The organism is Segatella copri (genome assembly GCF_026015625.1).
Taxonomy (GTDB): Bacteria; Bacteroidota; Bacteroidia; order Bacteroidales; family Bacteroidaceae; genus Prevotella; species Prevotella copri_H.
In genome coordinates this window covers 2,215,878-2,232,018 of the sequence record NZ_JAPDVG010000001.1, presented here as the reverse complement: position 1 = coordinate 2,232,018, position 16,141 = coordinate 2,215,878, and the positions used below count along the sequence as shown (strand labels likewise).

Genomic DNA, 16,141 nt, shown 5'->3' with positions numbered 1-16,141 from the left:
TCTCCTTCACGCTTATATGAAGTATTTCTCAATTTTCTTCATGTTGATGTTATGGCAGAAAACCATCACCGAGTCGCCCGGTTCTATCTGTGTATTACCCGAAACGAGCATTCCTTCTTCACCGCGAACCAGTCCACCGATGGTTACACCGATAGGCATGCCGAGTTCCTTCACCGGTTTTTGGGTTACCTTCGAACCTTCTTTGGCTATAAACTCAGCCACATCGGCGTTAGCGCTCATCAGGAATCTCACGTTCATCACGTCAGCATCAAGCATCATCTGGTAGATGTAGCTGGCGGCAATCATCTTCTTGTTGATGATGGTACCGATATCCAGACTCTCTGCCATGCTCACGTAGTCTACGTTTTCTACGGCAGCCACCGTCTTGCGCACACCCATTCTCTTGGCTGTAAGACAGGCCAGGATATTGGTTTCGGCGTTACCGGTCAGTGCCACGAAGGCCTGCGTGCTGCGGATACCTTCTTCTACGAGCAGCGGAATGTCGCGTCCGTCTCCATGAATAATGAGCGTCTTGTTCTCATCGAGAATATCGTTGAGATATTCGCAGCGCTCCTCGCTCATCTCGATAATCTTGCATTCCATATATTCCGGCATCTTCTTTACGGCTCTTACGGCTGTGCGTCCGCCACCCATAATCATCACGTTCTTCACATCCACATAGTGCTCCTTGCCCACAATCTTGCGGATATATGGGATGTAGTTGCGGGTGGTCATGAAGTAGGCGAGGTCGTAGAGTTTCAGCTCGTCGTTACCGCCAGGGATGATGGTATCGCTGCCTCGCTTGATGGCTACCACGTGGTATGGGTCGTTAGGACCGCTGATGTTCTTGAGTGGTTCGTTCAGTATCTCGCATCCTTCGCGCAGTTTGATGCCGAGCATGACGAGTGCGCCGTCGTGCACATCCCAGCGCTGACGTACCCAACTCATTTTCAGTCCGTTATTGATATCTACGGCTGCGAGCATCTCCGGATAAATCAGTTTGCTGATACCTAATTCTTTGAAGAATTCCTGAGCCTGAGGATCCATATATTCCGGATTATCCACACGGGCCACCGTTCTTTTGGCACCCAGGTTCTTGGCAAGGATGCTAGCTGTGATGTTGGTACTTTCTACCGGAGTAACGGCGATGAAGAGGTCGGCATCTGCTACCCCCGCATCGCGTAAGATGTGAAGACTGGTAGGCTTGCCCAGCATGGTGAGCAGGTCGCAGTCGGAGCCAATGCTTGCCAGGCGCTCTTCGCTTTCATCGATGAGCGTAATCTCTTCATTGCTGCGTGACAGGAGTCTCGCCAGATGAGTACCTATGGCATATGCGCCAGCTATGATTATTTTCATTTCTTAATTGCTTCTTTGATTGATTCTTTATCGAGATGCACGATTTCCCTGAGCTGTGCCACGGTTCCGTGTTCCACAAACTCATCTGGCAATCCCATTCGGGTCATCTTTGGCTGATAGTCATGGTCGTTCATCCATTCCAGTACGGCAGAGCCCATACCGCCCATACGAACGCCGTCTTCGATGGTGATGATGCGGCTGAACTTTTCGCCCACCTCTTTCAGAATGTCTTCATCGAGTGGCTTGAGGAATCGCATATCGTAGTGGGCGATGCTTATTCCGGTTTCGGCTTCTACCTCAGCGATAGCCTGAGCGGCATCGTTTCCGATAGGACCGATGGTAAGAACGGCCACATCGGTGCCGTCTTTCAGCTTTCTGCCGGTACCGGTCTTGATTTTCTCCATCGGGTTGCGCCAGTCTACGAGCACACCCTTGCCTCTCGGATAACGGATAACATAGCTGCCATGACCTGGCAACTGGGCTGAATACATCAGGTTGCGCAACTCATGTTCGTTCATCGGAGATGCGATGGTGAGATGCGGAATCGGACGGAGAGCCGCCATATCGAAGGCACCATGATGGGTTGGTCCGTCTTCACCTACCAGTCCGGCACGGTCAAGACACATGATAACCGGCAGGTTGAGCAGTGCCATGTCGTGGATGATGTTATCGTAGGCACGCTGTGCAAACGAACTGTAGATATTGCAGAATGGGATGAGTCCGTCTTTCGCCATACCTCCAGAGAAGGTAACGGCATGTCCCTCGGCAATACCTACATCGAAGGTACGGTTTGGCATCGCCTTCATCATGATGTTCATGGAGCATCCTGTAGGCATGGCTGGCGTCACACCTACAATCTTCGGGTTCTTCTGAGCCAGTTCCAGCAGCGTCTCACCGAAAACATCCTGATATTTCGGAGGCTGGTTGCTGGTATCGGCAATGATTCTCTCACCCGTTTCCGGATCGAATTTGCCTGGCGCGTGCCAGATGGTAGCACTCTTCTCGGCTGGTTCGTAACCCTTTCCCTTGGTGGTATGCAGGTGCAGCAGCTTAGGACCCTTCATGTTCTTAAGCTGTTTGAGCACTCTCGCCACTTCCTTCACGTCATGACCGTCGAAAGGTCCGAAGTAGCGGATATTCATACCCTCGAAGATGTTCTGCTGATGACTCAGTGCCGACTTCAGTGCATTGTTCAGGCGCAGGATGCCCTTCTTGCGGTCTTCGTTGAGATAACCTTTGGAGTGCAGCCACTGTGAAGCCTTGAAGCGGAGGCGGTTGTAGGTCTCGTTGGTATCGAGGTTCAGGAGATATTTCTCCATACCGCCCACAGCCCGGTCGATGCTCATATCGTTGTCGTTCAGGATGATGAGCATGTCGTTAGGTGTACTTGATACGTTGTTCAGTCCCTCGAAAGCCAGTCCGCCGCTCATGGCTCCATCGCCAATGACGGCTACCACATGCCTGTCGGAATCTCCGTTTTCGCGTGCGGCAACGGCCATACCGAGTGCTGCGGAGATGGAATTGCTCGCATGTCCGCAGGCGAAGGTATCATATTCGCTTTCTAAAGGTGTAGGGAATGGACGGATGCCGTGCAACTTGCGGTTGGTACAGAAGTTGTCGCGGCGTCCTGTTAATATCTTATGTCCGTAGGCCTGGTGTCCCACATCCCATACAATACGGTCGTATGGGGTGTTGTAGATATAATGTAGGGCTACGGTTATTTCCACCACGCCAAGAGAGGAGGCAAAATGACCGGGGTTGACGGCAACCTCGTCGATAATGTCTTCTCTTAACTCTTTGCAGACTTGTGGCAGCTGGTCAATGCTCAGCCGTCTCAAATCTTCCGGGTATTTTATACTATTTAATAGACTAAACTTGTTCTTGTCCATGTTTTCTTCGTGAAAATCTTGTGCAAAGATAATGCTTTTTTCCTATATAAAGCACTTTTGAGGCAATATTTTCGCTTTTTCCGATTATTCTTTGTATTTTTGCAAAGGAAAATTCTGAAAAAGGAATGAAATCCGGAATTAGTTATATAACAATAAGCAAATAAATACCTTTATCGTGATGAGAAAAAATGTATTACTTTTGGGAGCCATGATGATGGCTTCCATGTCTCTGATGGCGCAGACCAAGGGTGGCGGCATCAGTCAGTCTGCTCTCCAGCAGATGGAGAAAAGCCAGCAGGCAGGTGTAGCCAACAAGGCACTCTTCAATGCGATTGCCAACAACAACATTGATGACCTTGTGAAGAATCATGCCAACGAGGCCCCGGTTGATACTCATTTCAGCATCGAGACTCCTTCGCAGAGCATTCACAACCAGAAGAGTTCGGGCCGTTGCTGGATGTTCAGCGGTTTCAACGTGCTCCGTTCCAACTTTGCTGTCAACGACAAGCAGGGTAGAGTGGTGGAGTATTCTCAGGATTATCTCTTCTTCTATGATCAGCTGGAGAAGGCTAACCTGATGCTCCAGGGTGTCATCGACCTCGGCAAGAAGAGCATTGAGGATCCTCAGGTGCAGTTCTTCTTTAAGAATCCGCTCAATGACGGTGGTACTTTCTGTGGTGTTGCCGATTTGGCAAGCAAGTATGGTCTCGTACCTATGAGTGCCCAGCCTGAGACTTACTCAAGCAACAATACTTCCAAGATGAGCCGTCTCGTAAGCAGCAAGCTCCGCGAGTATGGTCTGGAACTCCGCAAGATGGTGGCTCAGGGTAAGAAGTCGGCAGCTATCCAGGCTCGCAAGAACGAGATGCTCGGTCAGGTTTATCACATGCTGAGTCTTACTCTCGGCGAACCGGTAAAGGAATTTACCTATGCTTTCCGCGACAAGGATGGCAAGCAGATTGGCGAGGCGAAGAAGTATACTCCTAAGAGTTTCTATGAGGAAACCGTAGGCAAGGACCTGAACGGTACCTTCCTGATGGTGATGAACGATCCACGCCGTCCTTACCACAAGACATACGAGGTAGAGTACGACCGCCACACTTATGATGGTCATAACTGGAAGTATCTGAACCTGCCTATGGAGGAGATTGCCCAGCTCGCCATCGCCTCTCTGAAGGACGGTCATAAGATGTATTCAAGCTATGATGTGGGCAAACAGCTTGATAGAAAGCGCGGCTATCTGGCACTCGACAACTTCGATTACGCCAGCCTCTTCAATACCTCATTCCCAATGAACAAGGCTGACCGCATCGCTACTTTCGATAGTGGTTCTACTCATGCCATGACGCTGACAGCTGTAGATCTCGATGCCAATGGCAAGCCTGTAAAATGGAAGGTGGAGAACAGTTGGGGTGCCGACAATGGTTTTGCCGGTTGCTTCATCATGACCAACGATTGGTTCAACGAGTACATGTTCCGCCTGGTAGTAAACAAGAAGTATGCTTCTGAGCAGCTCTTGAAGGAATTCGACCAGAAGCCAACCATGCTGACTCCAGATGATCCTCTGTTCCAGTTGGAAGACTAATTCATCAAGAAATATAGATTTAAACCGTATTTTTCTCGCGAAAAGAGAAGAATACGGTTTATTTTTTGTATTTTTGTACCCGAAATAATGGTAAGAACGTTATTTATATAAAAGTTATATAGATTATGTTAGAGAAAAGTAAGCGTGAGCGCATCATTGCGCTCGTTAATAAAGAGGTGGTTCCTGCCATCGGCTGTACCGAACCGATGTCTGTGGCACTATGTACAGCCAAGGCTGCTACTACATTGGGCAAGCGCCCTGAACGTATTGAAGTTCTTCTGAGTCCTAATATGCTCAAGAATGCGATGGGTGTCGGCATTCCTGGCACGGGGATGATCGGTTTGCCTATCGCCGTATCGCTGGGTGCGCTCATCGGAAAGCCTGAATATCAGCTGGAAGTGTTGAAAGATCTTACTCCCGATAGTCTGGAGCAGGGCAAACAATATATCAAGGATGCGGATATCAACATCAAACTGAAGCAGGGTGATGTGGATAAACTCTATATCGAAATCATCTGTCATGCCGGTGAAGACCAGGCTACGGCAATTATCTCCGGTTCTCATACCCATTTTGTGTATGTTGAGCGTAATGGCGAGGTGGTGCTCGATAAGCGTGGCGGTGCTGTGGGCGATGAGGCTGATGACGACATCCAGCTCAATTTCCCGATGGTTTACGAGTTTGCTACAACAGCTCCGCTCGATGAGATTTCTTTCATTCTCAAGACCAGGGACTATAATATGAAGGCTGCCGAGTTGAGTATCAAAGGCAACTATGGCCACTGTCTGGGCAAGACGATGGACCGTCCGTTGAGTCATGGTATCTTCGGCGATAATATTTTCTCGCATATCATCTCCCGCACCGCTTCAGCCTGTGATGCCCGTATGGGTGGTGCCATGATTCCGGTGATGAGTAACAGCGGCAGCGGCAACCAGGGCATCTGTGCAACGAATCCTGTGGTGGTTTATGCGCTGGAGAACGAGAATACCGAGGAGGAAATGATTCGTGCCCTGATGCTCAGTCATCTGACTGCCATCTATATCAAGCAGAGCTTAGGCAAGCTTTCAGCTCTTTGCGGTTGTGTGGTAGCCAGTACGGGCAGCAGTTGCGGCATCACCTATCTGATGGGTGGCGATTATACCCGCATCTGCAATTCTGTCAAGAATATGATAGCCAATCTCACCGGTATGATTTGTGACGGAGCGAAACCAAGTTGTGCCCTGAAGATTTCATCAGGTGTCAGCACCGCTCTTCTTTCTGCCCTCCTTTCTATGGAAGGCAAGTGTGTCACCTCTGCCGAGGGTATCGTAGATGATGATGTGGATAAGTGCATCCACAACCTCACTAGCATTGGTGCCGATGCGATGCGAGCTACCGATGAAATGGTGCTCGATATCATGACGCATAAATAAATTGGAATATAGTATATTCAAAAGGCTCGCAAGAAATCGAAACTTCTTGCGAGCCTTTATTATTTGTTAAACTATGAATCTGAACCTGTTAAACTCATCATAAAGTTCAATGTTCAAACCTCAAAGTTCAATGTCTTTATACGAGTGTTGCAACGATTTCCTCACGGGTTCCTGGCAACATATCGATGACTGGAATCTCTGGCATGGTGTAGCAACCTGGCTGCAGACGGAATGAAGCACGAGCTACGTTAACCAATACCTGAGCGGTGAGGGCTGGGTTGTTGATGCTCATGTTGAACTCGAAACGCTGGTTCTGGGTCTTGCCAGATACACCCTTGCGAACGAGGTTCACACCATGACCCATATCCTTTACATCATCTACAGATGCTACGGCAAATACGTGGGTCTCATCGTGAGCGAAGTATGGATCTGCCTTGATTTCGGCTGTTACATCCTCAAGCTTGGCACCTTCTTCCAACTCTACGTATACCATACGGCGGTGGATACCCTCACCCAATGGGATGGTTACAGAGAGCGCTTCCTTTACGCCCTTCTTGCTACGAACACAAACTGAGTGACCCATACTCATACCAGGACCGAAGTTGGTATATGTCAAACCCTTAGGAGCAAGGCTCTCCATCAGAACACGTACGATAGAATCAGAACCTGGGTCCCAACCAGCAGAGATAACGCTTACCTTGCCAGCCTTCTTGCAGTTTTCCATCTGCTTGGTACGATAGTCGAGGATACTGGTGTGGATATCGAAGCTGTCTACGGTGTTGATACCGAGAGCAACGATCTTCTCTGCATACTCAGGGCAAGAGCGGGTAGGGGTTGCGAGGATAGCAACATCTACATCCTTCAACTTGGTGATGTCATCTACTACTTCATAGTTTGCCAACTCAGCTGGTTTGTCCTTGGCACCCTGGCGACGTACAATACCTGCAATCTCAAAGTCAGGAGCTGCTTCGAGTGCCTCAACAGTAAACTTACCGATGTTGCCGTATCCTACTACGGCTGCTCTAAATTTCTTCATTGTCTTATTTCTTTTATTTTGTTGTTTTAATTTCTTGCGGTTTAGTCATCCAACGGATATGTTTTCCGCTTTTCATTCTATTTCCGGTTGCAAAAGTATAGCTTTTTCTTGAAATACGTGACGTTTTAATAGAATTTTAACTCATAAAAGTTGCAAAAAGTAGTAAAATCATAGTTTTTAGGTATGAATAAGCGGAGATTTGTAAGGTATCTGCTGCAAGAGCCTTACAGTTTCGTTATTTTGTTGCGAAACATCATACATCCTCTTTCCGATTCCTCCCGATGTGCTTTGAACTACGTCGGGACGTAGTTTTTGCTGCGTCCCGACGTCTCTGGCTCTGCGTCGGGACGTATTACATGCTACGTCGGGATGTAATTTCTGGCAAATCTTTGCACTTGTATAATTAGGTGAGAATGAAATATGCAGGTTAAATGTTGCCTTTTTTGAATTCATCTAATGTCATTTCTGCATTGAACCCCATAATTCCACTGTCATTCTTAACAATTTCTTTCAATGCTTTTACTGCTTTTGGAGTATTAACGTGCAATAGTGCATAAGCTGCCCATATTCTTACAGAAAGATTGTTATCTTCCAAAAGAGGTTCTAAAATTTCATATTTATGTTCTGCAGAAATGTACTTGATGGCATTTATTATATTTTTGTGGCTTTTGTTACCACGTTTGTAGTCTCCATTTTGCGTACATTCCCCATGAATGATTGCATTTTCTTTAAAACAGATTAATGCTTCTTCTAAATTCTTGATTTTCATAACTATTGGTTTGCAATATCTAAAACTAAATTCCCTGTAAGGTAAGCTTCTGACGTATTTAATTCTATATTTTTATTTATTTCTTTAATGACTTTTCCGTCTAGCGGTAGCAGACCTTCGTATGAGAGACTTCCAATCTTTAAGTTATATCTGGATAGTATTTTTGTGATGTCTGAAACTATACGGCTTTCCTTCGCTTTTTTGTTAAAATATTCGCCATGTGGAATGTTTATGTTCCTGTATTCCTCCATAGAAGTATAGATGGAATTTTCATTCCACATTTCTGTTCTTATAAATATTTGTTGAAGCCTAGAGAGGGGAATATTTTCTTTATTTTGTTTTTCTATGACGGTGGACAAAAAATCCAAAGTCTCTTTATAACTAAGTTTCGAATATTTTTTATTAGTTTGGTATTTTACAAAGATAGAGAAGTTTCCTTTTTCAGTGATTTGGATATCTATAACAGGGATAGCCTCATTATCTTGTATATAGGCATGATACTCCATACTTTTTATAAAAGGATAAGACGATTGTCCTAATTGTTCTTTAATCTCTATTGAGTTTTTATGATTTCGTTTCTGCTTCGAATTGCACGAAATCATAAGTAATAACATCATAATGAAGATAATTTTGTTATACATATCGAGTATTTTTTTTTATTTTAATGAAATATTTCTGTTCTCAAATCTTTGTAGGGAGTTATGTTCCCGCTTCCTGATCCCCATTTTGAACGATAAACTATATCAACATGACCAGATACACCTTGGTCGCTCCATTGTTTATTAGGGTATTGGAAGATTAAACAATTCCTGGCGTATTTACCTTTGCTTATCGTTCCTAATCGGTATTTGGATAGATATTTTGCCATTTCTGAAGCATTAAGAAAATAGTTATACCCATCTGAGCCTTTCAACGTCCCTCTTAAATGTGGAATGTACATTCCACTTTTATTAAGTGCATAGCTTAATCTTATGGCGCATCCGTTTTGAATCTCACTTGCTATGGCACCAATCTCACCTCCAATTTCAGAGCAAAGTTTACCTATTCCTACCCAACGTTCGTTTTCATAGGAAATTTGTATATATTCATCGTATATTTTTTTTAAAACTTTGTCGGAAAAATGATGGTGAGCCCAATCGTTTAAAATCAACGAAAAGGCTCCTGTGATGGCTCCATTTGCGAACTTACCACCGCCAATTTCATCTACAAGACCGCTCAACATGGAGTTTGCTGTGATTTCTCCTGCTTTTCCTAATGATCCAAGATTGTTATCTATAAAATAGCCACCAGCGGAAGATGTTAATCCCATCATAAAACCATGCACGGCATTACCACCTTGTAGGGCATCTAACCCACCTTCGGTAAATGTATGTTTAAAAAGGGACGCTACTAAGTCTTCGTCTGCAGATATGTTGTTTAGGCATCCTGAGACAGCCCCCCAAAAGCCTCCCACCATAGTGTTTTTAGCTATTTGTCCAAAATTTGAACCATTCAATAAGGACACAGTTAACGCACTGGCTGCACCACCTGCAGCACCAGCTGCGACAGCGACTCCAAAAGATGCCCCTGTGCCAGCTGTTAATACCGTTACACCTATACCTACTACAGCTGCGGTTAAGGATTTCCAGTTCTTACTGAACCAACTATAGCCCGAAGGGTCTGTCAATGACAGAGGGTTGTTCATGCAATAGCTGTATCGGTAGAATCCTTGTGGATTGTCGGGTGCTTGAACGAATGGGTCAGGTGAGAGGAACATACCGGCGACAGGGTCATACATTCTTCCGTTCATGTTGATCATCTCAAATTGGTCAATGTGCTCATGCCCTCCAAAGCCTCTATCGTATAGGGCATCGGCGTTTTGGATAGTGGCATAAGGAAGCCAAGTGCTTGGATTACGTCGGCATCCCCAAGCGTCATAGCTTAGCTCTTGAGAAAGTTTTCCTTTTTCATCGGAGTAAGCTTGAATTGAGCCTAAGTGGTCGTGATGCAGGTAATTTGTGGTAGTTTCATCCGTAGATGTTTGTTTCACCATTGCGATTGCCTTATCCTGTACAAAAATATAGTTGATATCTTGCCTATTTCCATTCTTTTGATAATGTTCAAATAGGTTGCCAATATAATACTTGCTTTCTCCTGCAAGCGTTGACATGATACGATTACCATCAGGACCATAGGTGATGGTCATTTCTGCGTTTCCATTTTGTGCATAGCTTATTTTGCTGAGAGAATTGTATGTGATTTTATTCCAATCTCTCAACTCATATTTGCGGTCTTTGATTTCCGAAAGTCTACCTGCGTCATCATATACATAGCTGCCAACGTCTGACTTAGAAGCAATTCTACCATCAGCATTATATGTGATTCTTTGCGCTTCGCTACCATTCTTGTAAACCCGTGTTAAGCGATGGCAATAGTCGTATTCAAATGTTTCGTGCAGATTTTTGGACAAGTTATGCCGTGAGGTGAGATTGCCGATAGCATTAAATGTATAACTCCAGTTTTGAATGCCTGGAGTACTGATGCTTGACAATGTTCCTACTTTTTCGTCATAGGTAGTAGTCGTGGTTAGACCATTCCCCAGTTCTTCACTTTCTATTTGCCCACGTGCGTTAAGTTTTTTTAATTTCCAATATACTTTTCCTGTTCTGTAGTTTTGTACAGCTGTTTGTATACCACAGGATGAATATATGTTTTGGATTTTTAGACCATTTGGATATGTAATCACATCAGGTAAACTGAGTGCATTGTAACTCGTTTGAATAGTAAAGCTGTTTCCGTTGACAACAGTTTGTTCAGATACGACTCTGCCATAACTGTCGTATTTGTAATTTATAGAAGGTCCCCCTTGTACTTGCTTTTTGTCTAAGGCTCCTTTCCAACCTCTATCATACTCATATATGATGGTCATGTCTGGGCGAGTCTCCTTTATTAAACGTCCTCCATCATCGTATTGATAGCTTGTCGTGCCATGCCCATCTGTATGGGATATCAACTCACCATAGGCATTGTATTTATAGGTTGATACACCAAGAACTGGGTCTGATAGTCTTGTGCGGTTGCCTGCTGCGTCATAAGAAGCTTGCAATTTTGCTAAGCCTGTAGTGTAAACACAGTTACCCCGATAGTCATATTCATATTTTATGCTGCCACCTTGTGCGTCTTGGCTTTCTGCTAAATTGCCGTTAGTATCTAACTTACGAGATGTACGAGTATGATTAGGGTTGAACGTAAATGTGTATAATCCACTATACTGGTAGATATATGAAGCCCCGTTTGGTGCAGTTTGAGTGGTAGTTCTTCCTACGAAATCATACTCGTTTTTGTTCCAATAGATAGTGCTGCCATAAAAATAGGGTTCAGAGGTTCTTGTCACTTGCCCTTTATTATCATATTCTGTATCCTGAAAAATACGCTGTGCATCCAAAGATTCCGTTATAGTTCGGATTACTCTACCCAAACAATCATAAAAATTAAGTTTGTATGATTTGCCTGTTGCTTTCTCGTAAGTGAAATATAGGGCATGAGATGGCGCATCTGTCATTCCTTCGCTCCATCCTATGGTATATACTTCCTTTTCTATAGGATTATTGCTTTGAAGTAATCTGCCAAATGCGTCATAGCTATTATTGGTGACGATGCCGTTTTCATCAGTGGAAGACAGTATGTTGCCAAATATCTCGTCTTGGGTATATCTCGTTACAAAGTCAAGACTAGATGTGGAGGCTGTCATCAGTCTACCCTTCGAGTCATATTGCGTCTGGGTAGTACGTGGTACAGTACCATCATCTGGACTAATCGTACTTTTTATGATGTTGCCAAAAGAGTCTCGTTCGTAAGTCTTTGTATAGCCTAATGCCTTATTGGAGGCAAGGGCATGCTCTTCTTGTAGAAAACTTGTGTTTTGGTCATATTTGAAGTAGGCGGTTTCGCTACTTCCGCTATTATGGTTGCTGTGATACGTATGCGCCATAGTGAGACGTCCTAGTCGCCAAAGTTCCTCGTCGTTTTCATATTGGTTGAATGTTTGCGTTGTTACATTTCCATCCCTAGTGTTTATACTCGTAGGGTTGCCATAGTCATCATATGTTATAGTTGTCGTTATGTCCTTAAGTACGCTTGATGAATTGTACTCGTAATTTTTCTTTACTATTTTAGTTGGTAAGTAAGTATAATGGTTGACTGCTTTTTTACCATATTTAATAGTGTTGGTATATGTAGCCTCTGCCACAATATGGTTATTGACATAGGTCTTCTGTTCCTTGATTCCGCCTGCATATGTTAAAGAATCAAATTCGTATTTTGTAATAGAACTTGTACTGGTTGACTCGTCATTAGCGGTAAAAGTCTCAAAGCCCAAAAATCCCCTGCCATCCATATGAAAAAGGGCATTGGAATATTTATAACTATTTTTTTTTATTCCACCGATGCCATTTGGGGTCTTGATAGTGCTAACTACAGGGTAAGACAAACCTACCGATGCTACGGGATACTTGGAAGAATTCCCACGTTCGAAGACATCGTTGTCAGATAGGTATTTGTATTCTATGTTTGTCTCGTTGCCTAATCCATCGACAATCTTATTTAACAAGTTGTTGTGTCCATTAGGCATTAAAAATAATTGATATCCATCCCAATTGCTTTTATTCCAATCTGAGGTGCAGATGAAATCTTCTTTTCCGTCACCGTTGAAATCTCCCGTATAGAAGTGCCACTTGTCCAGAGCGTAGACATTTGCACCAGCATCTTGTCTGTTAAACCCTCCTCGTCCGTTACCAAGAAAGACCATAGGCTTGGTCATGTTTGAACCGGAAGATTCCAAATCAATAAGTTGAATGTCATCGTACCCATCACCATTAAAATCAGCAACAAATTTCTGCTTTTTACGGGCATCTTCCATCTTGGGTACATAAGTTTTTTCAAAGGTTCCGTCTCCCTTTGAAAATAGTATGCACCATTGTGACCATCCATTTTCGTTTGGATCATCTTGCCAAGAAGTAAGAAGCATGTCGCTCTTGCCATCACCATTGAAATCGCCAAAGGTAATGCCGTGTTTTTGGGTAGGCCATAATATCTTATCTTTTTTGATGAAAGAACCAAATCCATTGCTTTGGAGCACTAGGGTTCCTGTGTCTGTTAGATTTAGCACATCAATTAAACCGTCGCCATTTATGTCGGCAAACTCCACGCGATAGAATTGTTCTTCACACTGTCCTGTTGAAGTTCCGCCAAGTGGTTTTATTGTTCCATTAGAGTTGGGATAAGATGCTAAAACTCTATAGTCTTTCTTTCCTTTATTCCATAGAAATAAATCCATTGCCCCGTCACCATTTACGTCTATAGGTTGTAATTCGTAATCTTTGGGAAGTGAAATTATATCTTTTAGTTGTAAGTAAAAACTACCATCGCTTTTTCTAAATGAGAGGTATAAGTCACAATTGTAAGCAATGTTGTTGCAATACCTTTTGATGGCAATATCTGTAGTTCCATCACCATTGAAATCTCCACAGACAACTTGTTTAACTTCTCCATCGTTTTTCCATTGCCCTTCAAATGCTTTGGTAAAATATGTTCCGTGGCTGACGAAGAACTTACGTCCAGTCCAACCTGCATCTTTATTCTCTGGGATGGCTAGAAAATCAGTTTTCCCGTCACCATTGAAATCTCCTGTTATTAGTTTTGCCTTGTGGATGGAAGCAGTCTTATCGTAATTCTGATTAGATATTTTGAATTGCTCCACTGTTTCCCAATTGAAAATAGTCGGATTTTTATGCATGCCGTTGGCTGTAGACTCCGTGATACTAGTTAGTAAGTTCTTTCCATTTTTCGAAGAATAGGTCGCTTTGAAATTTCTTACCTTGTTTTCACCGAAGTATACATCTATATCTGTGATTATCTTGCTTCTCCTTACTTTTTGTCCATAAATGTAAGTAGTGGGAGGCAGGCTGTTGGATGTGTAGGATAATCTAATGGAAGCGTATGGGGATAGTCCAGTCTTCTCATTGCCTGTATAGTCAATTCTGGTAGCCCACAATTCGTTTGTGTCAGCGTTTCCTGTATATTTTATAGTAAAATAATTTCCGACAGTATCCGTGACTTTGGTTACCGTCCAAAATAAAGTTTTGTTTGATGGAACGTTAAGTAATGCGAGATTTGATTGGTATTCATAGATTAATCCAGACTTCGTGTAGACTTTGAACGAGGATGGATTTGTTAATGTACCATAGGCTATTATCTTAGAGAATATGTCATTCTCAGTTCGATATTCGTAATAATCGACATCGTCACCACATTTCATTAAACGCATGCCGTCAAGGGCAAAAGCATCATGCCATGAAAAATCAACGGCTGAAGGCTGATGGTCATGATAGCGGTCTGATGGAATACGAGTAATAACAGAGAGGCCTTTTAAGTCAAAACCATAACCTAAAAGACCATCTTTAGTTCCACTGCTATAGCAAATGGATAAAGCTGGTTTCATCCCGCCTGTTCCCACGGGTACAGGTATGGGAATCTCATAACCAAGTTGTCCTAATGGTGTAACCGCAAGGTCGTCATCAATTTTTCCGACTATGCCACCTAGTGAACCGCCTGTCTCTTTGTCTGTAAAGAGTCGCTCTTGGGCTATAGTTATAATGGGTAGGATAAGAAAAAGTAATGTAAGTAGATGCTTTTTCATATTTGTGAATTATTTTTTGATTATCTTATATGAAACTCTTTTATTCAAATCTGAAACAGTTAATATATATATGCCTGGTGCGAGGTCTGATACTGTGATGGAGTATGTTGACCCAAGAATTTGTCCTTTTAATTCGACTTGTCCTGACATATTAGTGATAGCATATGTTAATGGATTCGTTGCTTTGTTAGGTAAAAAGTTTACATTTATAGCATCAGATACATAAGGTACTGGGAATATTGTTATCTTCGTTAAATTAAAAGTAGAAATGGAGTCTTTCTTTTGAAGCTTTTTGCTTTCAACAGAAAGATTCTCATATGTTCTAGAGATACAATTCCCCATATTGTCATATTTGTACACCGTATGTTGAGCGTGGGTGTATACAATATTTGATAGTAAGAAACTACAGCACAGTAATAGTCGTATCATACGCTTTAATATTAGAAGTTAAATTGCAATTTGGCTGCAAATATAAGGATTTTTTTTGTAATCGACAAACTTTTTAAAAGAAAAAATCGTAGACTTGAATTTGCGAGCATTTGTCGATGTTAGAGTTACAGTGAATTCTTCACTTTTTATTAAAGTAGTAAAATCATAGTTTTTTAGATATGAATAAGCAGAGATTTGTAAAGTATCCGTAGCAAGAACCTTACAGTTTCGCTATTTTGTTGCGAAACATCATTCATCCTCTTTCAATACCTCCCGATGCGCTTTGCACGTCGGGACGTAATTTTATGGAACTCTATTACAATAATCCCGCCCTCCGCACGTTATTAATATATAAATTTAATTAGGAGAAAAAGAAAATGATAGAATATATTCATGGCGATCTGACAGAGCTGACACCTGCGCTGGCTATTGTTGAGACTGCGGGAGTGGGCTACGGACTCAATATATCGCTCAATACATATACTGCCATTCAGGGCAAACAGGAAGTGAAGCTCTATGTTCACGAAGTGCTGGTGGCTGGTGGAAGAGATGACTCTTTCACCCTTTTCGGCTTTGCTACCAAACAGGAACGTGAACTCTACCGCCTCCTCATCACCGTTTCAGGAGTAGGCGGAAATACAGCCCGTATGATTCTCTCTTCACTCTCGCCACGCGAACTCTGTGAAATCATCTCTACAGGTAACGACAAGGTGCTGAAAACCGTGAAGGGTATCGGACTGAAGACTGCACAGCGAATCATCATCGACCTGAAAGATAAAATCGTGAGCCTCGGCATTGCTGACGAACTGCCAGCCAGCGGAGGCAATGTGGCGATGGTAAACAATGACGTAAAGGATGAGGCGGTAAGCGCCCTCACCATGCTCGGCTTCTCGCCGGCACCATCTGCCAAGGTAGTAGTAGATATCCTTAAGGCACAGCCTGAACTCCCCGTAGAACAGGTTGTGAAACTGGCATTGAAGCAAATCAAATAA

10 protein-coding genes are annotated in these 16,141 nt (G+C 43.3%); 3 read left to right on the top strand and 7 right to left on the bottom strand.

The window, feature by feature from the left end:
* Nucleotides 1-12: 12 nt before the first annotated feature.
* On the bottom strand, nt 13-1,356 hold the full coding sequence (gene trkA, locus ONT19_RS09545; protein ID WP_153082104.1) for a Trk system potassium transporter TrkA: 1,344 nt from the start codon (nt 1,354-1,356) through the stop codon (nt 13-15).
* Nucleotides 1,353-3,245: a 1-deoxy-D-xylulose-5-phosphate synthase gene (dxs, locus tag ONT19_RS09540; RefSeq protein ID WP_264952605.1), complete on the bottom strand. Its 1,893-nt coding sequence runs from the start codon at nt 3,243-3,245 to the stop codon at nt 1,353-1,355. The genes trkA and dxs overlap by 4 nt, the downstream gene beginning before the upstream one ends.
* Nucleotides 3,246-3,423: 178 nt before the next feature.
* On the opposite strand from dxs, the gene ONT19_RS09535 reads away from it, so the two are divergent.
* Both ONT19_RS09535 and ONT19_RS09530 read left to right on the top strand, forming a co-directional pair.
* Nucleotides 3,424-4,830 (top strand): aminopeptidase C, encoded by a 1,407-nt coding sequence (locus tag ONT19_RS09535; RefSeq protein ID WP_264952606.1) that lies wholly within the window; start codon nt 3,424-3,426, stop codon nt 4,828-4,830.
* Nucleotides 4,831-4,955: 125 nt separating this feature from the next.
* Complete coding sequence (locus ONT19_RS09530) at nt 4,956-6,239, top strand: L-cysteine desulfidase family protein (RefSeq protein WP_264952608.1); 1,284 nt, start codon at nt 4,956-4,958, stop codon at nt 6,237-6,239.
* A gap of 136 nt (nt 6,240-6,375) precedes the next feature.
* Here the strand turns inward: ONT19_RS09530 and ONT19_RS09525 are convergent, their stop codons facing one another.
* The 5 genes from ONT19_RS09525 to ONT19_RS09505 form a co-directional block, all read right to left on the bottom strand.
* A complete protein-coding gene (locus ONT19_RS09525) occupies nt 6,376-7,275 on the bottom strand; it encodes a diaminopimelate dehydrogenase (protein ID WP_117728532.1) in 900 nt (299 codons plus the stop codon).
* Between the two features lie 427 nt (nt 7,276-7,702).
* A complete protein-coding gene (locus ONT19_RS09520) occupies nt 7,703-8,044 on the bottom strand; it encodes a HEAT repeat domain-containing protein (RefSeq protein WP_200756150.1) in 342 nt (113 codons plus the stop codon).
* A gap of 2 nt (nt 8,045-8,046) precedes the next feature.
* On the bottom strand, nt 8,047-8,550 hold the full coding sequence (locus ONT19_RS09515; RefSeq protein WP_147329669.1) for a hypothetical protein: 504 nt from the start codon (nt 8,548-8,550) through the stop codon (nt 8,047-8,049).
* A gap of 155 nt (nt 8,551-8,705) precedes the next feature.
* A complete protein-coding gene (locus ONT19_RS09510) occupies nt 8,706-14,720 on the bottom strand; it encodes a T6SS effector amidase Tae4 family protein (RefSeq protein ID WP_264952609.1) in 6,015 nt (2,004 codons plus the stop codon).
* A gap of 9 nt (nt 14,721-14,729) precedes the next feature.
* Nucleotides 14,730-15,062, bottom strand: coding sequence for a T9SS type A sorting domain-containing protein (locus ONT19_RS09505; RefSeq protein ID WP_181976445.1), 333 nt, complete (start codon nt 15,060-15,062; stop codon nt 14,730-14,732).
* A gap of 464 nt (nt 15,063-15,526) precedes the next feature.
* Between ONT19_RS09505 and ruvA the strand changes: the two genes are divergently transcribed.
* Nucleotides 15,527-16,141: a Holliday junction branch migration protein RuvA gene (ruvA, locus tag ONT19_RS09500; RefSeq protein ID WP_264952610.1), complete on the top strand. Its 615-nt coding sequence runs from the start codon at nt 15,527-15,529 to the stop codon at nt 16,139-16,141.